Annotated in this window: 19 protein-coding genes; 12 read left to right on the top strand and 7 right to left on the bottom strand. The window is 73.3% G+C overall.

Going from position 1 to position 22,015, the window contains the following annotated elements:
• Positions 1-32 precede the first annotated feature (32 nt).
• Positions 33-164 carry a hypothetical protein gene (locus tag ABT297_RS02325; RefSeq protein ID WP_350543693.1) on the bottom strand — a complete coding sequence of 44 codons (132 nt, stop codon included), beginning with the start codon at positions 162-164 and terminating at the stop codon, positions 33-35.
• Positions 165-660: 496 nt separating this feature from the next.
• Here ABT297_RS02325 and ABT297_RS02320 point away from each other — a divergent pair, with 496 nt between their 5' ends.
• From ABT297_RS02320 to ABT297_RS02310, 3 genes are all read left to right on the top strand, one after another.
• The gene (locus ABT297_RS02320; RefSeq protein WP_350543691.1) at positions 661-1,428 is read left to right on the top strand and encodes a DUF72 domain-containing protein; all 768 of its coding nucleotides are present in this window, start codon (positions 661-663) and stop codon (positions 1,426-1,428) included.
• A gap of 722 nt (positions 1,429-2,150) precedes the next feature.
• Positions 2,151-2,615, top strand: coding sequence for a MarR family winged helix-turn-helix transcriptional regulator (locus ABT297_RS02315; RefSeq protein WP_350543689.1), 465 nt, complete (start codon positions 2,151-2,153; stop codon positions 2,613-2,615).
• A gap of 320 nt (positions 2,616-2,935) precedes the next feature.
• On the top strand, positions 2,936-4,321 hold the full coding sequence (locus ABT297_RS02310; protein ID WP_350543687.1) for a serine/threonine-protein kinase: 1,386 nt from the start codon (positions 2,936-2,938) through the stop codon (positions 4,319-4,321).
• A 7-nt stretch (positions 4,322-4,328) separates the two neighbouring features.
• Here the strand turns inward: ABT297_RS02310 and ABT297_RS02305 are convergent, their stop codons facing one another.
• From ABT297_RS02305 to ABT297_RS02295, 3 genes are all read right to left on the bottom strand, one after another.
• Positions 4,329-5,087: a sugar phosphate isomerase/epimerase family protein gene (locus ABT297_RS02305; RefSeq protein ID WP_350544098.1), complete on the bottom strand. Its 759-nt coding sequence runs from the start codon at positions 5,085-5,087 to the stop codon at positions 4,329-4,331.
• A gap of 97 nt (positions 5,088-5,184) precedes the next feature.
• Positions 5,185-6,336, bottom strand: coding sequence for a Gfo/Idh/MocA family protein (locus ABT297_RS02300; RefSeq protein WP_350543685.1), 1,152 nt, complete (start codon positions 6,334-6,336; stop codon positions 5,185-5,187).
• Between the two features lie 8 nt (positions 6,337-6,344).
• Positions 6,345-7,043 carry a cupin domain-containing protein gene (locus tag ABT297_RS02295; protein ID WP_350543683.1) on the bottom strand — a complete coding sequence of 233 codons (699 nt, stop codon included), beginning with the start codon at positions 7,041-7,043 and terminating at the stop codon, positions 6,345-6,347.
• A gap of 79 nt (positions 7,044-7,122) precedes the next feature.
• On the opposite strand from ABT297_RS02295, the gene ABT297_RS02290 reads away from it, so the two are divergent.
• From ABT297_RS02290 to ABT297_RS02275, 4 genes are all read left to right on the top strand, one after another.
• Positions 7,123-8,142: a LacI family DNA-binding transcriptional regulator gene (locus tag ABT297_RS02290; protein ID WP_350543681.1), complete on the top strand. Its 1,020-nt coding sequence runs from the start codon at positions 7,123-7,125 to the stop codon at positions 8,140-8,142.
• 46 nt (positions 8,143-8,188) lie between these two features.
• On the top strand, positions 8,189-8,881 hold the full coding sequence (locus ABT297_RS02285; RefSeq protein ID WP_350543679.1) for an ArsR/SmtB family transcription factor: 693 nt from the start codon (positions 8,189-8,191) through the stop codon (positions 8,879-8,881).
• A gap of 57 nt (positions 8,882-8,938) precedes the next feature.
• Positions 8,939-9,136 (top strand): hypothetical protein, encoded by a 198-nt coding sequence (locus ABT297_RS02280; RefSeq protein WP_350543677.1) that lies wholly within the window; start codon positions 8,939-8,941, stop codon positions 9,134-9,136.
• Between the two features lie 90 nt (positions 9,137-9,226).
• The gene (locus ABT297_RS02275) at positions 9,227-9,472 is read left to right on the top strand and encodes a hypothetical protein (protein WP_350543675.1); all 246 of its coding nucleotides are present in this window, start codon (positions 9,227-9,229) and stop codon (positions 9,470-9,472) included.
• Here the strand turns inward: ABT297_RS02275 and ABT297_RS02270 are convergent.
• From ABT297_RS02270 to ABT297_RS02260, 3 genes are all read right to left on the bottom strand, one after another.
• Positions 9,438-10,622 (bottom strand): FAD-dependent oxidoreductase, encoded by a 1,185-nt coding sequence (locus ABT297_RS02270; protein WP_350543673.1) that lies wholly within the window; start codon positions 10,620-10,622, stop codon positions 9,438-9,440. The genes ABT297_RS02275 and ABT297_RS02270 overlap by 35 nt on opposite strands.
• 96 nt (positions 10,623-10,718) lie before the next feature.
• Positions 10,719-11,609 (bottom strand): threonine/serine dehydratase, encoded by an 891-nt coding sequence (locus ABT297_RS02265; RefSeq protein ID WP_350543671.1) that lies wholly within the window; start codon positions 11,607-11,609, stop codon positions 10,719-10,721.
• 5 nt (positions 11,610-11,614) lie between these two features.
• Entirely contained in the window at positions 11,615-12,379 is a 765-nt protein-coding gene (locus ABT297_RS02260; RefSeq protein WP_350543669.1) for a crotonase/enoyl-CoA hydratase family protein, read from the bottom strand.
• A 311-nt stretch (positions 12,380-12,690) separates the two neighbouring features.
• Between ABT297_RS02260 and ABT297_RS02255 the strand changes: the two genes are divergently transcribed.
• The 5 genes from ABT297_RS02255 (at position 12,691) to ABT297_RS02235 (ending at position 21,886) form a co-directional block, all read left to right on the top strand.
• The gene (locus ABT297_RS02255; RefSeq protein ID WP_350543667.1) at positions 12,691-18,024 is read left to right on the top strand and encodes an AAA family ATPase; all 5,334 of its coding nucleotides are present in this window, start codon (positions 12,691-12,693) and stop codon (positions 18,022-18,024) included.
• 81 nt (positions 18,025-18,105) lie between these two features.
• The gene (locus ABT297_RS02250; RefSeq protein ID WP_350543665.1) at positions 18,106-18,792 is read left to right on the top strand and encodes a response regulator transcription factor; all 687 of its coding nucleotides are present in this window, start codon (positions 18,106-18,108) and stop codon (positions 18,790-18,792) included.
• A 38-nt stretch (positions 18,793-18,830) separates the two neighbouring features.
• A complete protein-coding gene (locus tag ABT297_RS02245; RefSeq protein WP_350543663.1) occupies positions 18,831-20,243 on the top strand; it encodes a sensor histidine kinase in 1,413 nt (470 codons plus the stop codon).
• A gap of 302 nt (positions 20,244-20,545) precedes the next feature.
• Positions 20,546-20,791 carry a hypothetical protein gene (locus ABT297_RS02240; RefSeq protein WP_350543661.1) on the top strand — a complete coding sequence of 82 codons (246 nt, stop codon included), beginning with the start codon at positions 20,546-20,548 and terminating at the stop codon, positions 20,789-20,791.
• Positions 20,792-20,839: 48 nt separating this feature from the next.
• Complete coding sequence (locus ABT297_RS02235) at positions 20,840-21,886, top strand: LacI family DNA-binding transcriptional regulator (RefSeq protein ID WP_350543659.1); 1,047 nt, start codon at positions 20,840-20,842, stop codon at positions 21,884-21,886.
• The last annotated feature ends 129 nt before the right edge of the window (positions 21,887-22,015 follow it).

Below are 22,015 nucleotides of genomic sequence, written 5' to 3'. Positions count from 1 at the left end.
ACCAGCCTACCGGCGGGAGGCCGATGCCCCGGCTATGACGGACGCGACCTGCGCCACCATGGACGACGCTCGTCGCGAACGGCCGGGCGCTCCCGCTGTTCGAGGCCGAGCAGGCCCTGCTGACGGTGCTGGAGCTGGTTGTACAGGAAAACGGTGTGCATCATCTCGACTCCTTGACCGGATGGTTCGGGGTTGTGACCCAATCCTGTCGGCGTAAGGAGCCGATGCCATCCGCACCTGTTACGTATCTTGGGCGCCGACCCGGCCTAGTCATGCCGTCGGCCGGGCATGTCAGGGACGGCTGCGGAAATGCCGAAACCGGCGCAGCCCCGACGTGCCGAGCGGACCACCAGGAGGGGGGTGGTCCGCACGCACATCGGGGCTGCGCTCCCCGCGGTTCGGGTCGCGTGGGTCGCGGGCTGCCGGCCAGACGGCTACGCCGTCACGTCACGTCACATCACATCACGTCGCGCTCGGCGTCCGAGCATGTGCGGCAATCCTGTCGAAGAAGGGCCCGCGTTCCATCGGTAGCGCCTATGTAATCCAGCCGGGCCGGCATACGTAGTCGGCCACTCGACGCGTCTACGTATCCCCAGACCCGTCTAGTCATCCCACATCGCCGCAGGTTACGGCCGTCCTCACCGGGGAACGGGTCGATACATGATGCGTATCGGCACCTCCGGCTGGCAGTACAAGGACTGGCGTGGCCGCTTCTACCCGCACGACGTGCCGCACCGTCTGTGGCTGGAGCACTACGCGGCGGCGTTCGACACCGTCGAGGTGAACAACGCGTTCTACCGGCTGCCCGAGCGCTCCACGTTCGAGGACTGGCGCACGCGTACGCCCGCGGACTTCGTGGTCACGGTCAAGGGGAGCCGGTACCTCACCCACATCAAGCGCCTGCATGAGCCACGAGAGCCGGTCGCCCGCCTGCTCGATCGGGCCGCCGGCCTGGGCCGCAAGCTCGGGCCGATCCTGCTGCAGCTGCCGCCGACGCTGCCGGCCGACCCGGCGGCGCTCGACGCCACCCTGGAGGCCTTCCCGCGCGACGTCCGCGTGGCCGTCGAACCGCGCCACGAATCCTGGTGGAACGGCGAGGTCCGTGACGTTCTGCGGTCACACGACGCCACACTGTGCTGGTCGGATCGCAAGGCCCGCCCGCAGTCCCCGCTGTGGCGCACCGCCGGCTGGGGCTACCTGCGCCTGCACGAGGGCCGCGGTACCCCTTGGCCCCGATACGGCCGCGCGGCGCTGGACACCTGGACCGCCCGCCTCGCCGAGGCTTTCCAGGAGCATTCCACCTACGTGTACTTCAACAACGACCAAGGCTGCGCGGCCGTCGCCGACGCCGTGGCCTTCGCGCACCTGGCCGAGCGGCGAGGGCTCACGGTCGGCCGCGCCCCGGCCCGCGTGCCCCACTGGTCGTAGTCTTCGACCGTGGCCAAGTTCTGCTGCGTGATCTTCCTGATCGCCGCGTCCCTCGCGCTCCTGGTGTGGCAACGCCGCCGGCTGCTCGGCCGCGGCCCCGAGGACCGGCGCCGCTGACCGCCGCCAAGACGCCCCGCCGATCGCCGCGGTCGCCCTGGCCGCGCGCCGGGGCATGCCGCTACGGAGCGCCACCGTGAACCGGCGAACCGGCGGCGAAAGCACGGGCAGAAGCGGCGAAAGCACAGACAGAACTGGCGGGGCACCCCGCCGGATGGGCTGCGCGCGGGCGGACGAGGTGCCGCCGGAACCGGGCTCGGACCCGTTGATGCCGTCCGGGAAGCCCGGCACCGGTAGAGGGTGAGGACCGCGGCCCGCACCGTGCCGAGTGGGACCGATGTATCAGGCGGGACCGACCCCGGCTCTCCTCCAGTGAAGACGGAGAAGCCCTGTGGCCGTCCACAACCTCGGACGCATGCCGACCAGTCCCTCAAGGACATAAAAAGTTTCAATTCATCGTATATCCGGCAGAATCACCGGACAAAGGCGGTAAATGCCGCGAAAGCATACCCGGAGGGTCGCCGGAAGATCGCTCAGCGTGATCACGGGACAACGAAACCGGCACGTTCCCGATATTCTGTGTGCTCGATGTGGGACCGGAGGGGGGCCGCCCATATGGGCAAGCACGGGGTTGTGTCGGGTCGAGCGCTACGGCGCACGACACGATGACCGCAACGGTGGGCCGGGACGGCGGCGCGTTCACCGGGGCGACCGAGGCCGTGCTGCACCTGCATCGCGCCGCCAACGCTGTGCGGCAGCACGTCGAGCAGGAGGTGCTCCGACCGCGGCAGCTCACCTGGACCGGCTTCGTGGTGCTCCGCACGGTCTGGGCGGCGCGGCGGATCGAGACCCGGCACGTCGCCGAGCAGGCCGGCATCTCGAAGGCGACGCTCACGGGCGTGGTCGACACGCTGTCCGGGCGTGGCCTGATGCGGCGTGCCGGCCACCCCGACGACGGGCGCCTGGTGTTGCTGCAGCTCACTCGGAAGGGGCACCGGCTGATCCGCGAGCTGCTGCCCGAGTCGCAGACCGCCGAGGCGTTCGCGCTGTCCTACCTGGAGCCGGCTCAGCTCACCCTGGTCACGGCTGCGTTGCGTGGACTGGTCGATCACCTTGAGCGATCACGCTGAGCAGGCGTTGTCCAAATGGCCCCGTTAAGGGGAGAAGCGTCATTTCTGGCCGCCGCGCTCGTTGGTAGAAGAGCGAAACAGTGCCATAACAGGTGTGACCTCCGGCGCGGACGAACGGCGTTTCCTGGACTACTGTCGGGGCAGCGGCAAGGCGTGCCACAACGCACAATGGTGTCCCGGCGGGCACCACGGTCGCATCCAGCGCGGTCTTTTCATCTCGGGGTGAAGGGGCCAAACTGCACGTGAACAGCGATCCGGGGGCCGCCCGAGACCCACCGCACACCCCCGGAAAGCGACGAAAGACCGTGGAAGGACCCCCGATGACCGAGGCAGGCAAGAACGACGACGCCGGCAAGCCCGGCACGCCGGACCTGCCGCCGCTGCGCTCGGCCGCGCCCGCCAGGCGCGCCACCGTGGGCGACCTCACCCACAACGACCCGGTCCGCATCGGCGAATATCGGCTGCTCGGCCAGCTGGGCGTCGGCGGCATGGGCACGGTCTACCTGGCGCAGTCCCCGGAGGGCACCCGGGTGGCGGTCAAGCTGGTCCACGCCCACCTGGCCCGCGACCCCCGCTTCCGGGTGCGCTTCGCCGGCGAGGTGCGCGCCGCGCAGCGGGTGCCGGGGTTCTGCACGGCCCGGGTGCTCGACTCCGGCGTGCACGAGGAGCGCCCCTTCCTCGTCACCGAATACCTGGAGGGCATCCCGCTGTCCCGGCTCGTCGCCGACGACGGCCCGCTCGACCCGGCGATGCTGCACAGCGTGGCGCTCGGCGTTGCGGCCTCGCTCGCCGCGATTCACAACGTCGGTCTGGTGCACCGGGATCTGAAGCCCAGCAACCTCATGGTCACGCTCGGCGGCGTCCGGATCATCGACTTCGGCATCGCCCGGGCGCTCGACGCCGCCAGCGACATCACCGGCACCGGCAACATCGTCGGCAGCCTCGGCTGGGCCTCCCCCGAGCAGCTGCGCGCCGAGGAGCCCACGGCGGCGATGGACATCTTCGGCTGGGGCTGCCTGGTCGCCTTCGCCGCCACCGGCCGCCACCCCTACGGCGGGGAGGAGGCGGCCGCCCGCGCCTGGAAGATCCTCGAGGGCGACCCCGACCTGAGCGGAGTGCCCGACCCGGTGCACGACCTCGTCGCCGCCGCCCTGAGCCGCGACCCGGCCGACCGCCCCGACGCCCGCCAGCTGCTGCTCGGCCTCGCGATCGACGACCTCGAGTCCGTCACGGTCCCGGTGCAGCGCCGCTGGCTGCGCGGCCCGTCGCAGATGTCGCGCCGGCGCGTGACGTCGATGGCGATCGCGGTACCGATGGCGCTGGCCCTCGTCTTCGCGGCCGCCGAGACCACCTCGGACCTGATGGGCGGCAACCCGGGCACCGACTCCCACCACGGCACCACGGGCGGCGACAAGGTCACCACCAACCTATCCCCGCCGCCCGGCCCGCACGCGTCCGTGGGCGGCGGCGGCCGGCTGGGCGGGGGCGCGACCCAGACGCTGATCGGCAACCCGACCACCGCGGTGGAGACGCCGACCCCGGCTCAGACGACCCACACCGGGGTGACGACGACACCGCCGGTGACGAGCCCGTCCCCCACCACCACGACGACGGACCCGGTGACGTCGCCGAGCAGCACCCCGCCGACGACCCCGCCGGCGGAGAGCTCCGCCCCGCCGGTCGTGAACCTGCCGTTCGGTGGTTAGCAGCGGGTCAGACGACGTGCTCCAGGTATCGGCGAATGGTCTCCTGGAGCACTTCCTCACCGGGACGTGACCAGACGTCCTCGTGAAACACCTCGACCTCGATCGGCCCGGCGTAGCCGGCCGCGTCGACGGCCTCGCGAAACCGGCGCAGTTGCACACAGCCGGTGCCCGGCAGCCCGCGGCCGAGCAGGACCCCCGCCGGCAGCGGCGTGATCCAGTCGGCGACCTGGAAGCACGCGATCCTCCCGGCCGCGCCGGCCCGGGCCAGCTGCGCCCAGACCTGGTCGTCCCACCACAGGTGGTACGTGTCGACGGCCACGCCGACCGTCTGCGCTGGGTACGGCTCGGCGATGTCGAGGGCGTTGCCGAGCGTGGCGATCACGCAACGGTCCGACGCGAACATCGGATGCAGAGGTTCGATCGCCAGTCGTACCCCGGCCGCTCGGGCGTGTGGCACGAGCTCACCGATCGCGTCGGCGATGCGTCGTCGCGCCCCGTCGACGTCCCGGCTGCCCTCCGGCAGGCCGCCGCTGACGAGCACGAGCACCGGCGCGCCGAGCACGACGGCCTCGTCGATGGCGCACAGGTTGTCGTCGCGCCAGTCGCCGGCGGTGAAGAAGCCGCCCCGGCACAGCGTGGTGACGTCGAGCCCGGCGGCCCGCACGAGGGCGGCGGTGCGCTCGACGCCGTACGCGGCGACCTGGTCGCGCCACAGCCCGATGCCGGGCACGCCGGCCGCGACGCAGCCCTTGACCGTGTCCTCCATCGGCCATCGCTTGGTGGTCGCCTGGTTCAGCGAGAACCGCGAAAGGTCACTCACGTAGCCTCCTGGCCAAATCGCCGAAATGCCGGGTGCGCACCACTCACAGATCGAGGGCCGGAATCGCGATGCGGCGGCCGGTGCGGGCCGACTCCAGGCCGAGCTCGGCCAGCTGCACGCCCCGCGCGCCGGCCGCGAAGTCCCACGGGAAGGCGGCGCCGTCGACGACGTGGTGGAGGTACCGCTCCCACTGGACCTTGAAGCCGTTGTCGAACGTCTCGTTGTCGGGCACGAGTTGCCACTGCTCGCGGAAGCGCTCGGTCGCCGGCAGGTCCGGGTTCCACACCGGCTTCGGGGTGGCGCCGCGGTGCTGGATGCGGCACTCGCGCAGGCCCGCCACCGCGCTGCCGTGCGTGCCGTCGACCTGGAACTCCACGAGCTCGTCGCGGTGCACGCGGACGGCCCAGCTCGAGTTGATCTGCGCCACGATGCCGCCCTCGAGCTCGAACGTGCCGTACGCGGCGTCGTCGGCGGTCGCCTCGTAGGTGGTGCCGGACTCGTCCACGCGCGACGGGATGTGCGTGGCCACCGTCGCCTGCACCGAGCGGATCGGGCCGAAGAGGCGCTCCAGCACATATTGCCAGTGCGGGAACATGTCGACCACGATCCCGCCGCCGTCGGCGGCCCGGTAGTTCCACGACGGGCGCTGCGCGGCCTGCCAGTCGCCCTCGAAGACCCAGTAGCCGAACTCGCCGCGCACCGACAGGATGCGGCCGAAGAAGCCGCCCTCGACGAGGCGCCGCAGCTTGCGCAGGCCGGGCAGGAAGAGCTTGTCCTGTACCACCCCGTGCTTGACGCCGGCGGCGCGCGCGGCCCGGTACAGCTCGACGGCCGCGGCGGTGTCGTCGGCGAGGGGCTTCTCGGTGTACACGTGCTTGCCAGCCTCGATCGCGGCGCGGATCGCCTTCTCGCGCTGCTGGGTCACCTGCGCGTCGAAGTAGATAAGCACGTCGTCGCGGGCGAGCACGGCGTCGAGGTCGGTCGTCCAGTCGGTGAGGCCGTGCCGCTCGGCGATCTCCCGCAGCTTGGCCGGGTTGCGGCCGACCAGGATCGGCTCCGGCCAGATGCGCCGGCCGTCGGCGGTGGGCAGCCCGCCCTCGTCGCGGATGGCCAGCAGCGAGCGGACGAGATGCTGACGGTACCCCATGCGGCCGGTCACGCCGTTGAGCGCGATGCCGATCGGAACGCGGTTCACAGGTCTCCTCACACGGAAGCCGGGATGTAGGTCTCGAGCAGGCCGCACATGCCGTGCTTGCCCCGCTCGGTGGGCTCGGACAGCACGGACACGCCGCCGTGCGCCAGGTACGAGATCTCTGCTTTCTCCAGGGCGTCCAGCTGACGTCCGGTCTCCAGGGCGGCCTCGAGCGCGCCGGCCTCCCAGCGCCGCCGCCAGTCCGCCAGCCGGGGTGCGACGAGCGCGGCCGCGGCGCGGCAGAAGTCCTCGAACGCCCCCGGTCCGGCCGCGCGCATCGCCAGGAACCCGGCGACGGCCAGGTCGCGGCGGCGGTAGGCGGGCGCCAGGTCCGGCCCGCCGGGCAGCGTGGCCGCCGCCCGGTACACCTCCGGGTCGCCGAGCATGCCGGCCGGGAACGTCAGCACCGCGTCGCCGGCCTCGGGCAGCCCGCTGTTCTGCATCAGCACCACCAGCTGCAGGCCGCCGTCGTTGACGAGCCGGTGGACGGTGCCCGGCCGGAACCAGGCGACCGTTCCCGGCGTCAGCGAGGTCTCGCGGTATCCCTCCCCGGACAGGGTCTGGACGTGCCCCGAGCCGGCCAGCACGACGTACCCCTCCGAGCATGTCAGGTGCATGTGCGGCGTGCCCCCGTGCAGCCCGTCGGGTGCGGTGGTGTCGTACACCGACAGGCGCGACACGCCGACAGCGCCGGGCAGATGGGACCTCATGGCAACCCCCGGGTTCAGGAAAACGCTTTCCTGAGGCTAACCGGTACGCTGAGCGCGGGTCAATGGAGAGGAGCACACGATGGCGACGCTCGCCGATGTCGCCCGCCGCGCGGGCGTGTCGCCGGCCACCGCATCCCGGATCATCAGCGGCAGCACGAAGCTGGTCACCGACGAGCTCCGCGCGCGGGTGCTGCGGGCCGTCGACGAGCTGCAGTACGTGCCGAACGCGCACGCCCAGCTGCTGGCGCGGGCGCAGCGCACCGCCGTGGGCGTGATCGTGCACGACGTCTCCGACCCCTACTTCGCCGAGATCACCCGCGGGCTGCAGCAGGTGGCGACCGCGCACGGACGGCTCGTGATCATCTGCAACAGCTACCGAGACCCGGCGCGCGAGCTGGAGTACGTGGAGCTGCTGCGCGCGCAGCAGGTCGCCGCGATCGTGCTGGCCGGCTCGGGCTACCACGACGCGGCGTTCACCAAGGCGCTCAAGGGCAAGCTCGCCGCGTACACGCGCACCGGCGGCCGGGTCAGCGTCATCGGCCGGCACGAGCTGCCCGGCGACGCGGTCATGCCGGCCAACGAGGAGGGCGGGTACCTCGCCGGCGCCGAGCTGTTCGGCGGCGGGCACCGCAAGGTCGGGGTGATCGCCGGCCCCCGGGTGCTGACCACGACCACGGACCGCCTCGCCGGGCTGCGCCGAGCGGCCCGCGAGTTCGGCCGGACGGTGCCGGCGCGGCGCATCGCGTACGCCGGGTTCGACCGCGACGGCGGCGCCGAGGCCACCGCCGCGCTGCTGGACGCCTCCCCCGACCTGACCGCGATCGTGGCGCTCAACGACTCGATGGCCGTCGGCGCGCTGAGCACGCTGCGCGAGCGCGGGATCGCCGTACCGGAGCGGATCTCGCTGATCGGGTTCGACGACATGCCGATCGCCCGCGACGTCACGCCGGCGCTGAGCACCGTGCGGCTGCCGCTGACCGAGATGGGCGCCCGCGCGATGTCCCTCGCCCTCGACAACGGCGGCGGGGCCTCGCGCACCGAGCCGGTCCCGGCCGTCCTGGTGCGCCGGGCCAGCAGCCAGCCGGCGGTCAGCCGCTGATCTCCGTTCGGGCGGGGCCGAACCGTCCGCGGGGAAGAATGGCGGCATGACCACGGAGGCCGCCGGCCTGGCCGCGCTGGCGAACCTGCTCGCCGACGAGACGCGGGCCGCGATGTGCCTGGCGCTGCTCGACGGGCGCGCCTGGACCGCGGGCGAGCTGGCCGCGCACGCCGGCGTCGCGCGCTCCACCGCGACCGAGCACCTGCACCGGCTGATCGGCGGCGGGCTGCTCGCCGAGGAGCGTCAGGGCCGCCACCGGTACGTCCGGCTCGCCGACGCCTCCGTCGCGCACCTCATCGAGGACCTCTCCGCGCACCTCGAGCCGGCCCGCACGCCGGCGAGCGGGCTGCGTCAGGCGACCGCGGCCGCGGCCATGCGACGCGCCCGGACCTGCTACGACCACCTCGCCGGCGAACTCGGCGTCGCGGTGACCGACGCGATGACCGCGCGCGGCCTGCTCGACCAGCGCGCCGGCTTCGCGCTGACCGACCGGGGCCTGGCCTGGCTGACCGCCGAGGCCGGCATCGACCCGGCGGGGCTGCGGCGCCAGCGCCGCCCGCTCGCCCGCGGCTGCCTGGACTGGACCGAGCGCCGCCCCCACCTCGCCGGCGTGGCCGGCGCCCGGCTGTGCGAGCGGTTCATGGCGCAGGGCTGGGTGGTGCGCGTCGGCACCGGCCGGGCCGTGAAGGTCACCCCGGCGGGCCGGTCCGGCCTGCACGACCTGCTGGGCATCGAGTAGCTTTCGCCGCCATTGGGTAGACAGCGCTCAACGCATCGCCGCTCCCCGGAGGCTGACATGTTCGCTGTGATCGCCGCGATCCTGTTCGCGGTCGCCCTGCTGATCGACCTGCTCGGCGCCGGCACCGGCCCGGTTCTCGACGTCGGGACGCTGAGCCTGGCCGGCTTCCTGTGCATCGCCCTGCACATGGCCGGCGCGGGCGCCTGGACGGCCGGCCGCTTCGGTGCGCGCCGGCGCCGTTACGTCCGCCGCTGAACCGCCCGCCGTCCACGGTCGCTCTGGACAACGGCCCGGGACGTCGTCGCCGGCCGTCTCCGGCACCCGTCCTGCCGTAGCCTGGTCGCCGTGGACGGTCTACGGGCAATGCTGTTCGTCGGCGCCGTGCTGGCGGTCATCCTCGGCTCCTGTGTGCTGCTGGCCCGCCGCATCCGCCGGCGTGGCCTCGGCGGCGGCCTGATGAACGTGGCCGAGGAGATCTACCTGCCGTCGGCCAGGCGCTCCCGCGTCGAGATCCAGGCGCAGGTGCAACGCACCACCCCGTCGCCCGGTGACCCGCTCAGACGTGCTCGGGGCGCAGACCGACCCCGATGACCCGGGCCGGGATCGCGCCCAGCGTCGGGTAGCGGTCCAGCAGGCGCACCGGCAGCGGCGGGGTCGTCGGGTGCCCGGTCAGCGCGTCGGACAGCATGCCCCGCTGCAGGGCACGCTGGACCAGCTGGGTGCCGGCGGTCGGCAGCGACCGGCGCCGCTGTACCGTCGCCAGCTCCCGCTCCGTCGGCGGGCGGCCCCGCTCGAACGCCGCGCCGATGACCCGGGCCGCGGCGACAGCGTCCTGGATCGCCAGGTTGATGCCCACGCCGCCGACCGGGGACATCGCGTGCGCGGCGTCGCCGATCAGCAGGGCGCCGGGGACGTGCCAGCGGAAGAGCCGGTCCATTCGCACGGTCAGCGTCCGCACCTGGTCCCAGTCCTGGATGTCGGCGACGCGGCCGGCCAGATAGGGCACGCTGTCCGCGATCGCCGCCCGGAACGCGGGCAGGCCGGCCGCGCGGACCTGCTCGTCGCCGCCCTTGGGCACCACGAAGCCCATCTGCCAGTAGTCGCCGCGGTCGATGCCGATGAACAGGCGGCCCTCGTCGACGCGGCCGGCCAGGCCCTCGGGGTCGCCGGGCTCACGGGGCAGCCGGAACCACAGCACGTCCATCGGTGCGCCGAAGACCTTCGACTTGAGGCCGAGCTCCCGGCGTACCGTCGAATGTCTCCCGTCACAGGCGACGGTCAGCGGGGCGTCCACCGTGACCGGGCCCTGCGCGGTCCGGGCAGTCACCCCGACCACCCGGCGGTCCCGGCGGCGCACCTCGACGACGTCGGCGCCGCGATAGAGGGCGAAGTTGCCGTGCTCGGCCAGCAGCTCCAGGAAGTCCGACTGCGGCAGCATCATCACGTACGGGTGCGGCGCCCGCAGCCGCGCGAAGTCGACCGGCCGGAACGTCCCGCCGTCGTACGTGATCTGGATTTGGCGCAGGATCCGGTGCGGCAGGCGCTCCAGCTCCTCGCCAAGGCCGAGCTCGTCCATGAGCTGCAGCGTCGAGGGATGCACGGTGTCCCCGCGGAAGTCGCGCAGAAACGTCTCGTGCTTCTCCAGCACCACGGCGTCCACGCCCCGGCGGCCCAGCAGCAACGCCAGGACCAGCCCGGCCGGCCCGCCGCCCACGATGCACACGTCAGCCTTGACGATCATCGGTTCAGCCCTCCAACAGGCAGTCCCTCCAAAGGTCTACCACGCGGCGCCGCGCGGCGCCCCGCTTCGAGGTGAGATTGCGCAGGGCCGGCTCGGCTACAGGGTCGCGGGGTCGGTGTTCGCCCCGCACAGCACGACCACGGCCGTGCCGGGGTCCTCGACGAGGCCGAGCCCGGCGAAGGCCGTCGCGGCGCCGTGCTCCACGGCCAGGCGGTGCTCGTGCCACAGCCGGCGGCGGGCCTCGACGATCGCCTCGTCGGACACGAGCAGGCTTTCCACCCGGTGGCGTACGGCGAGATCGAACGCGATCGTGCCGATCCGCCGGGCGCCGAGAGAGTCCGCGGCGACGCTGTCGACGGGCACGTCCACCGGCCGGCCGGCGGCGAGCGCGGCGTGCAGGGTCGGGGCGCCGGCCGGCTCGACGGCCACGATCCGCGCCCGGTCGCCGGCCGCGGCCGCGATCCCACCGACGAGCCCGCCGCCGCCGACCGCGACGAGCACCGTGTCGGCGGCCGGCAGCTCCAGCCCGAGGGTGCCCTGCCCGGCGACGATCTCGGGCTGGTCGTAGGCGTGCACGAGCAGCGCGCCGGTCTCCGCGACGCGGATCGCCGACGCGGCGTTCGCCTCGGCGTACTCCCGGCCGTGCTGGTGCACCTCCGCCCCGTACCCGCGCAGCTTCGCCACCTTCGTCGCGGGCGCGGTGAGCGGCACGAAGACCTCGGCCCGCACCCCGAGCCGGGCGGCCGCGTAGGCGACGCCGAGTCCGGCGTTGCCACCGGACGCGACCACGACCCCGGCCTCGGGCAGCGCGCCCGCCTCGGCCGCGGCGAGGATCCGGTTGAACGCGCCGCGCGCCTTGAACGACCCGCTGTGCTGCAGCAGTTCCAGCTTGAACGACAGGCCCGGGCGCACCTCGTACGACGGGGTGTGCCGGATGTGGCCGCCGATGCGCGCCGCGGCCGCCTTGATGTCAGTCGTGTCCACCACGCCGATCAGCCTAATCCAGCGCCGTGGCGCCCCTCGCCGGCCGCGAACCGGGCCGCGCCCTCGCGCGCGCCGCGGGCCAGAGAGTCCGCGCCGTGGCGGTACTCGACCGCCAGGCCGTCCTCGATGTCGCGACCGAGGGAGTCGTACACCGACAGGCGGTCGTTGCGCAGGCAGACCTGGGGCAGGGCGGCCAGCTGCGCGGCGAGCTCCTCGGCCGCGGCGCGCGCGGTGCCGGCGGGCACGACCCGGTCGGCGAGGCCGATGCGGTGCGCCTCGGCGGCGTCGACGGGCCGGCCGGTCAGGATGAGGTCGAGGGCCCGGCCGGTGCCGATCAGCCGGGGCAGCCGCACGCTGCCGCCGTCGACGAGCGGGACGCCCCAGCGCCGGCAGTACACGCCAAAGACCGCGTCCTCCTCCACGACCCGCAGGTCGCACCAGATCGCCAGCTCCAGGCCGCCGGCGACGGCGTGCCCGGACACGGCCGCGATCACCGGCTTGCCCAGCCGCATCCGGGTCGGCCCGAGCGGCCCGTCGCCGTCGGGCTCGACGCGGTTGCCCCGCCCGCCGGCAACCGCCTTGAGGTCGGCGCCCGAGCAGAAGGTACCCCCGGCGCCCCAGAGCACGGCGACGGCCGCGGCGGGGTCGGCGTCGAAGGCGCGGAACGCCTCCGCGAGGGCCTCGGCCGTCGGCCGGTCCACGGCGTTGCGGGTCTCCGGCCGGTCCAGCACGACGGTCCACACCGCGTCGCGGCGCTCAACTCGAACAGTCATGAGGCCAGTGTCGTACGCGGGACCACGGCCGGGGCCCGGGCGTCGGCGGCCTGCTCGCCATCGCGGCCGCATCGTCATGACGGCAGGAACTCCGCCAGCTGGCCGAGCCGCGAGGAGGCTTCGGCTTCTCCCGGCCGACCGTGCCGCTCGCCGTTGCGCGCAAATAGGTGTAGGTAGGACATGAGGCGTGTCCGGCAGCGTGTAGGGACTTGTCGGATGAGGGCCGGCGAGGCGAGATGTGGCGCGGCGAGATAGTCCATGAGAGCGAACGGACGCGTGTCGCCCGCCTCGCCTCGGCCGGGAGCGCCGTTGTGCGCAAGGAGCCATTGGGGCCGAATGCTTCGCGGCGCCTACGGCACGAGCTGACGATCCTCGAGCGGTTGCGCGGCGTCGACGGCGTGGCGCGGCTGGTGGAGGCGCCGCGGTATGCGGGGTCTATCGTGTTGGCGGATGCCGGTGACACGACCCTCGCCGGGCTGGCCAAGCCGCTGGCGTTCGGTGATCTGATCGGGCTGGCGGTGGAGCTGGCCCGGGCGGTGGCGGGGATGCACCGGCGGGGCGTGCTGCACCGGGACATCGCCCCGGCGAACGTCGTGATCTCCCGCGACGGCGTGCCGTGCCTCGTGGACTTCGCGTTGGCGACGTCGCTGGCCGAGATTCGTCCCGAGTTCACCCATCACACCGAGATCGTCGGCACGCTGGCGTACCTGGCGCCGGAGCAGACCGGCCGCACCGGCCGGCCGGTGGACCAACGGGCCGACCTGTACTCGTTGGGCGCGACGCTGTACGAGCTGGCGACGGGCGCGCCGCCGTTCGGTTCCGGCGACCCGTTGCGGCTCACGCACGACCATCTGGCTCGGGTGCCGGTGCCGCCGGCGGCGGTCAACCCGGCCGTGCCGGGGCCGTTGTCCGACATCATCATGCACCTGCTGGAGAAGGAGCCGGACAACCGCTACCAGACCGCCGACGGCGTGCTCCACGACCTCGAGCGGTTGCGCGACGCGGGTCCGCGGGCGGGTGCCGAGCTGCGGGTGGGTGAGCGCGACGTTCCGCCGCGGTTGTCGCCGCCGTCGCGGCTGGCTGGCCGCGACGCGGAGGTGGCGGCGCTGCGCGCGGCGTTCGAGGACGCGCTGGCGGGCCGGTGTCGCGGGGTGCTCATTGGCGGAGCGGCGGGAGTGGGCAAGACAGCGCTCGTCGACGAGCTGCGGCCGGTGGTGACGCGCCGGGACGGCTGGTTCCTCGTGGGCAAGTTCGACCAGTGCCGGCGGGATCTGGAGTTCGACGCGATGCATCAGGTGTTCCGCGCGTTGGGCCGGCTGCTGCTCGCCGAGCCGGAGTGTGAGCTGGCCAGGATACGCGAGCGGATCCTGACGGCGGTCGGCCCGAACGCGGGCCTGCTGACCGCGGTGGTGCCGGAGTTCGCGGCGCTGCTCGAGGTGCCGCCGCATCCGGGCGATCCGCTGACCGCGCAGGTGCGCACGCAGCGCGCGGCGATACAGGTGCTGCGCGCGATCGCCTCGCCGCAACGGCCGGTGGTGGTGTTCGTCGACGACCTGCAGTGGGCGGGTCGCACGCCGCTGGGCTTCGTCGATGTGGTGCTCAGCGAGGAGTCGATCGAAGGTCTGTTGCTGGTGGGTGTCTACCGTGAGGGCGACGCGGACACGGCCCATTCGCTGGCGGCGGCGCTGCCGCGGTGGCGGGAACAGCCCGCGGTGCGGCACCTGCGGCTGGGCAACCTGCCGGTGGCGCATCTTGCCACCATGGTTGCCGAGATGCTGCACGCGGACAAGACCGCGGCGGCGGACCTGGCCGGGATGATCAGTCCGCATACGTCCGGGAACCCGTATGAGACGGTGGAGCTGCTCAACGCCCTGCGCCGCGACGGCGCGCTGACGGCGGCGGCCGGCGGATGGCGGTGGGACGCGGCGGCCGTGCGCGCGTACCTGGGCCGGCCGGAGGTGGCCGGGTTGCCGGGGGCGCGGGTTGAGTCCGTCCCGGCGCCGTCGTGGCAGCTGGTGGAGGCGATGGCGTGCCTTGGCGGGCGAGCCGAGCTGCGCCTGCTGGGGACCGCGACCGCCGTGCCGGCGAACGTGGTGGAACAGCGGCTGGCGCCCGCCCTCGACGAGGGCCTGCTGCTGGTGGAGGCCGGAGCGCGGGAGGCGGTGCGGTTTCGCCACGACCGGATCCGCGAGGCCGTCCTGCACGGGCTGGACCGGCAGCGGCGCCGCGGCCTGCAGCTGGCCATGGCGCGGCGGCTGGCCGAGGTGCCGAAGTGGTTCGCGGTCGCGGCGGAGCAGTACCTGCCGGTGGTCGACGCGGTCCGCGACCCGGCGGAGCGGCGCCGGGTGGTGCGACTGTTGCGGCGCGCGGTCGATCAGGCGGCGTTGGTCGGGGACCACGCACTGGTGAACGCGCTGCTGGCCGCGGCGCTGCAGCTCATCGACCCGGGTGAGACCGCCACGCTGATCGAGGTGCACACCGGCCGGCACGCCGCACTGTACGGCCTGGGCCGCCTGGACGAGGCGGACGAGGAGTACCAGACGATCACGGGGTTGTGTACCGACGCCACCGATCGAGTCGACGCCACGGTGGTGCAAATACGCAGCCTGACCCACCGCAACCGGATTGCCGAGGCTATCGGGCTCGGTATCGAGTCGCTGCGGGAGCTCGGGGTCACCGTGCCGGCGGCGGACCGGCTCCAGGCCGAGCTCGACCACCGGTTGGATCATTCGCTCCGTCAACTGCACCGGTGGCTGGACGACACCGACAGCAGCGACGAGATGGGCCCCGAGATCACCGATCCGACGCTGCTCGCCACGGCCCGTCTGCTCAACACGATCCTGCCGGCGGCCTACGTCGCCCCTGACTTCGCCTTGTGCCGCTGGCTGAGCCTGGAAGCGCTGGAGATCTGGCTCAATCACGGCCTGTGCCCCACCCTGCTCGCGACCGCCAGCCACGTCGCTTCCGAGGTCGTGATGCTGGGCGACTACGGTGCCGGGTATCGGGCGTTGCGGCGGAGCCTGGCGCTGGCCGAGGCCCGTGGCTACGAGCCCGACACATCGCAGACGGGCTACCGGTTCGCCTACTCCTGTTGCTGGTTCGAGCCGGTCGAAAACGCTGTCCGAGCGGGCCTGCGTGCCCGGGAGGGGCTGATCGCGGCGGGTGACCTGGGCCGCGCCGCCTACACCTACTACACGGTCGCGGTCGGCCTGCTGGACAGCACGCCGACCCTGGACAGCTTCGTCGCCGAGGTGGAGACAGGGTTGACCTTCGTGCGGCGTACCGGCAGCGAGCGGGTCGGTCAGTGGCTGGAGAGCTACCGATGGCTGGCCGGCGTGCTGCGCGGCGAAGGTGCGGCGGCAGCCGACGGGGCGGCAGCCGACGGTCACGTCGACCCGTTCGCGCGGTTCCACGCACATGTCAACCGTGCGCTCTCCGCCGCCATCCTCGATGACCCGGTCGCCCTGGCCCGGCACGCCGCGGCGGCGATGCCGCTGCTGCCGACCGCGCTGGGCCTGTACCCGACCGCCCTGGCCCACCTGCTGCGCGGGCTGGCCCTCGCCGCGCAGGCCCGGGACAGCCACGATGACGAACGCGACGATCCGCTGTCGGAACTGGACGAGATGACGCGGTGGCTGGCCGCCCGCGCCGCGGACGCGCCGGCGAACTTCCAGCCCCTGCTACGGCTGCTCGAGGCCGAGCGGGCCTGGGCGGTCGGCGACTTCCGCGCCGCCGCCCTCGCCTTCGACGCCGCCCGGCGCGAGGCCGCCCAGCGCCAGCGGCCCTGGCACCGGGCCCTGATCACGGAACGCGCAGCCCGCTTCTATCTCGCCCATGGCCTCGAACACGGCGGCTACAGCCTGCTCATGGAAGCGCGCGAGAACTATCTCGCCTGGGGCGCGACCGCGAAAGTCCGCCAACTCGACCGCGCCTACCCGACCCTGCGGCCGGAGCCCGACGCGACCACCGCGCCGGGCGGCGACCCTAGCGGCGGCCAGCCCGATGACGCGCGGCATCAACGGGCCACCGTCGCCACCGGCACGCTCGACCTGCTCGGCATCCTGTCCGCGTCGCAGGCGCTGAGCTCCGAGACCAGCATCGAACGGCTGCACACCCGCGTGGCCCAGTTGCTCAGCGCGATGACCGGCGCCACCGCCGTCCACCTGCCGCTGTGGAGCGACGATCGGCAACACTGGCTGCTGCCGGCCCCGGGCAGCGGCGGCATCGCCCGGCTCCGCGCAACGGGCCAAGAACCCGTGGTCCCGATGTCCGTGCTGCGATACGCCCAGCGAATGCGCGAACCGCTCGTCGTGCCCGACGCCACCCGCGACGACCGCTTCGCCCGCGACCCCTACTTCACCGGCGTCACCTGCTGCTCGCTGCTGGCCGTGCCCATCCTCAGCCGCGGCACGCTGCAGGCGATGCTGCTGCTGGAGAACCGGCTCATCCGCGGCGCCTTCACGACCGAACGGCTCGACGGTGTCAAGCTCATCGCCGGACAGCTCGCCGTCTCCCTCGACAACGCCCAGCTGTACGCCGAGTTCCGCCGGATCGCCGACGAGCAGGCGGCGTTGCGGCGGGTGGCGACCCTGGTCGCCCGCGGGGTGGGCCCAGATCCCATGTTCGCCAGGGTGGCCGAGGAGGTCGCCACGCTCTTCGACGCCGACGGAACGGCGATCGCGCGGTTCGAGCCCGACGGGGACGCCACGATGATGGGAGACTACGGGTTCGAGTGCAGCCGGCCGGGGGCGCGCGGCAAGCCCTGTCCCGGCTCGGCCATGGCGGCGGTCCAGGCCACCGGCCGCGCGGCTCGCCGCGACGTGGACGACCCCGCGTCGCACAGCCTGCTCGACGCCACCCTCCCGGGGCTGTGCTCCGCGGTCGCCAGCCCGATCCTGGTCGAGGGCCGGGTCTGGGGCGCCATGGACGTCGGGTCTCGCCGCGAACGGCTGCCCCAGGACACCGAACAACGGCTGGCCGACTTCACCGAGCTCATCGCGACCGCGATCGCCAACGCCGAGAGCCGGGCCGAACTCACCACCTCCCGCGCGCGGCTCGTCGCCACCGCCGACCAGATCCGCCGGCGCATCGAGCGGGACCTGCACGACGGCGCCCAGCAGCGGCTGGTCGCGCTGGCGCTGCAACTGCGCGCGGCGCAGGCGGCGCTGCCACCGGAGCTCGACGCGCTCGCCACCGAACTCGACCGCGCCGTCACCGGGGCGGCTGGCGCCCTGGACGAGCTCCGCGAGATCTCGCGCGGTATCCACCCGGCCATCCTGTCCGAAGGCGGTCTCGGCCCGGCGCTGCGCTCCCTTGCCCGCCGCTCGCCGATCCCGGTCGACCTCGACATGCGCGCGGAGCGGCGGCTGCCCGAGCAGGTCGAGGTCAGCGCGTACTACGTCGTCGCCGAGGCGCTGACCAACGCGGCCAAACACGCGCACGCGTCGGCCGCCACCGTCACCGTCGAGGCCGGCGCCGTGCTACGCCTCGCGGTCCGCGACGACGGCGTCGGCGGCGCCGACTTCGTCCGCGGCACCGGCCTGGTCGGCCTCAAGGACCGCGTCGAGGCGCTGGGCGGCCGGATCGTGCTCCACAGCCCGCGCGGGGCGGGCACCAGCCTGCGCGTGGAGCTCCCGCTGCGATGACCGTGAACGAAAGAACGGACATGTCGGATTCATCCATCGACCGACGGGACCCGGGCTTGCCACAGGCAGTACCTTCTTCGCATGGCCACGGTGCTGCTGGTTGAGGACGACCATGTCGTGCGGGGCGCCCTGCTGCGCTCCCTGACCGACCGGGGTCACACGGTGCACGCGGTCGGCACGGCCCTGGAGGCGCTGCGCCGCTTCGCCGCCGAGACCCCCGACCTGGTCGTGCTCGATCTCGGACTGCCCGACCTGGACGGCGCCGACGCGCTGCGCATGCTGCGCGGCATCGCGGACACACCCATCATCATCGCCACCGCCCGCGACGACGAGGCGGAGATCGTCCGGCTACTCAAGGCGGGCGCCGACGACTACATGATCAAGCCGTTCACCTCGGCCCACCTGGACGCCCGGATGACCTCTGTGCTGCGCCGCACCGGACGGGCGAGCCGCGAGGAGCCCACCGCCATCGAGGTGGGAGGCTTGCGGGTGGACATCGGCCAGCGCCAGGCATATCTGCACGGCGAGCCGCTGACCCTGACCCGCAAGGAGTTCGACCTGCTGGCGTACCTCGCCGCCCGACCCGGCCGGGTGGTCTCACGCCGTGAGCTGTTGGAGGAGGTATGGCGGCAACCCTCAGTGGGCGAGGACCAGACGATCGACGTGCATCTGTACTGGCTACGCCGGAAACTTGGCGAGAGCGCGTCAGCGCCCAAATACCTGCACACCGTGCGGGGCGTGGGCTTCAGGTTCGCAGCCCCGGGCTGAGGCGGACCCTCGCCTACGTCTCCGCGGCGGTCACCACGATGGTGGCGCTCGCCTTCCTGGTCCCACTGGGTCTCGTCGTCCAGCAGCTCGCCCGCGAACGCGCGCTCGCCGACGCCGAACGCCAGACCGCCGTGGTCGTGGCGGTCCTCACCGTGACCACCGACCCGCTGAGCATCGAGCGGGCGATCGCCAGCACCGGCGGCCCGGCGGTCACGCGCGTCGCCGTGCACAACCTCGACGACGACGGCACCGAGATCGGCACCGGCCATGCCGCGCCCGGCGACCTCAGCCGCGCCGCCGACCAGGCCGCGCCGGTCATCGCCGACGTGCCCGGCGGCGAGTCGTACCTGGAGCCGGTCGACCTCGGCTCCGGGCACACCGCCGTGGTCGAGGTGTTCATCCCGACCGCCGAGCTGGAGAACGGGGTCAGCGGCGCGTGGTGGGCGCTCGGCGCGGTCGCGCTCGGCCTGGTCATCGCCTCGGTCTGGGTCGCCGACCGGCTGGCGGCGAGGATCATCCTGTCGGCGCGGCAGCTGGCCGGGGCCGCGGGTGCGCTCAGCGAGGGGTATCTCGACGTACGCATCGATCCGCAGGGCCCCCGGGAGCTGTCCGAGGCGAGCTTCGCGCTCAACGTCATGGCCGACCGGATCATGGCGCTGCTGTCCAACGAGCGCGAGCTGGTCGCCGACCTGTCGCACCGGCTGCGCACCCCGCTGACCGCGCTGCGGCTGGACGCGGAGACGCTCGACGACTCCCAGGACGCCGAGCGCATCCGCGACGCGATCGCCGCGCTCGAGGTCGAGATCGACAAGCTGATCCGGGCGATGCGCGAGCCGATCGACGCGCACTCCCCCACCCCGGACCGCGGCGAGCGGGCCGACGGCGCCGCCGCCTCGACCGGCGAGGAGGGCTGCGACGTGGCCGAGATCGTGCGGGACCGGATGATGTTCTGGTCCGCGGTCGCCAGCGACCAGGAGCGCGAGTGCAAGGCGCTCGGCGTCGACCAGCCGGCCCCGGTCACGGTGCCCAAGAGCGAGCTGGCCGCGGCGCTGGACGCGCTGATCGGCAACGTCATCCGGTACACGCCGCAGGGCGTGCCGTTCGAGGTGGCGGTGACCCGGCGCGGGGACGGTTACGTGGTGCTGCGCGTCGAGGACGGCGGCCCCGGCATCCCCGACCCGGAGCGGGCCCTGCAGCGCGGCGAGAGCGACCAGGGCTCGACCGGCCTCGGGCTGGACATCGTGCGCCGGGTCGCGATCGCGGGCAACGGCACCGTCAACATCGGCACCGGCGCCCTCGGCGGGGCCAGCGTGGTGATCGTCATGGCGGACGCCGATCCCGCACCGCAAGAGGCGCCGCCGACGAGCCGATGGCTGGTCGGCCGGCTGTCGCGCGAGCCCAACGAGCGGCGCTCGCGCCGCGGGAAGGCCCAGACGGACGGGCGTGCATAGCGCCGGAACAAGTCTCGATTAGAAGTGCCTTAACTGGGCCGTTCCCGCTGGAACGGACACCCGGCGGATGGCTATGGTCAGCGCGTTCCCACGTGGACGCCCGGCCTTCACCCGCCACCCCCTCTGAGGCCGGCGTCCCGCGCGCGCGGCGAGGGGCGGTACCTCTGCCCTGTACCGGCCCTCGCCGCGCGCCCATCCCCTCCCCGGACTTCCCGTCTCTTTACCGATATAGACTTGACCGGTACAGCGCTGCCGTTTACTGTACCGGTATACAAGCTGTACCGGTACAGACGGAGATCCCGATGAGCACGTTCCCGTTCGCCATGGTCGTGTCGCAGTCGGCGCTGTCGGAGCAGTTCGGCAGCAGATGGAACGGCGAGCGCTTCGAGTACGCGAGCGCCCTGCCGAACGCCCCGGTCGTCGACCACGATGCGCCGGTGAGCCCACCCCGGGGGTACCGCACTCGAACGGCCCTGGCCGCGACCCTGCGCCGCGCGGCGGAGGCCGTCGCCCCCGCCCCGGCGGTGCGCTCAAAGCTGGCGCGTTAAGGTCTCGAGGGGAGAACCGACGACATGGGAGGCGTTGCGGTGGGGAGGGTGACCCTGCAGACGATCGCCGACCGGGTCGGCGTGAGCAGGATGACGGTCTCCAATGCGTTCTCCCGCCCCGACCAGCTCTCACCCACGTTGCGCGACCGGATCCTGGCGATCGCGGACGAGCTCGGCTACGTAGGGCCCGACCCGGCCGCCAGGGCCCTGGCCCGGGGCAGCACCGGCGCCGTGGGCATCCTGCTCACCGAGTCGCTGAGCGGCGCCTTCGCCGACGAGGTCGCCACCACCTTCCTCGGCGCGATCGCCGACGAGCTCGCCCCGACCGGCCTGGGCCTGACGCTGCTGAGCACCGACACCGCGGGCGGCGTCGTCCCGGCCCGCGACGTGGCGATGGACGGTGCGCTGGTGTATTCCTGCGACCCCGAGTCCACGGCCGTGGACTGGCTGCTGCGCCGCAAGATGCCGCTCGTCTTCATCGACCAGGTCCCGGCCGACGGCGTGCCGGCCGTCAACGTCGCCGACCGCGCGGGCGCCCGCACCGCCGCCCAGCACCTCGTCGACCTCGGCCACCGCCGCGTCGGCATCGTCACTTCCGGCGTCCGCGGCCGCCACGGCATGGTCAGCCCCGGCGACATGATCGACGGCTACGTCGGCTCGCAACGCCTGTCCGGCTGGCTGGACGCGCTGACCCCGGCCGGCGTGTCCCCCGCGATCGCCCGCGAGCCGCACGGCGACCCCGAGTCCGGCTACCAGGCGGCCCGCCTGCTGCTGTCCGCCCCCGAGCCGCCGACGGCGATCCTGTGCTTCTCGGACGCCCTGGCCCAGGGCGTCGTGTCGGCGGCGGTGGACGCGGGTCTGAGCGTGCCGGAGGACCTGTCGGTGGTCGGCTTCGACGACAGCCCGGCGGCGGCCCGGATGCGCCCGCCGCTGACGACCGTGCGCCAGGACATCCACGCGAAGGGCCATGCCGCCGCGGCGGCGCTGACCCAGGCCATCGAGGCGGCGAAGGCGGGCACGCCGGGCCCGGCGGAGCACCTGTGCCTGCCGGCGGAGCTGATCGTCCGCGCGAGCACCGCGCCGCCGCGCGCCTGATCCTCGCGCTACCTCATTCACCGCGGGCCTCGCCTGACATCCGATATATCCGGCGCTGACGCGCCAGACATATCGGACTTTTCGCCTGTAGGGGTATAAGTCCGATCGCGCTCCTCGACTGACCTTGCC

The sequence above is a fragment of the Dactylosporangium sp. NPDC000555 genome, from assembly GCF_040300025.1.
GTDB lineage: Bacteria > Actinomycetota > Actinomycetes > Mycobacteriales > Micromonosporaceae > Dactylosporangium.
This window is presented reverse-complemented; position numbering and strand designations above follow the sequence as displayed.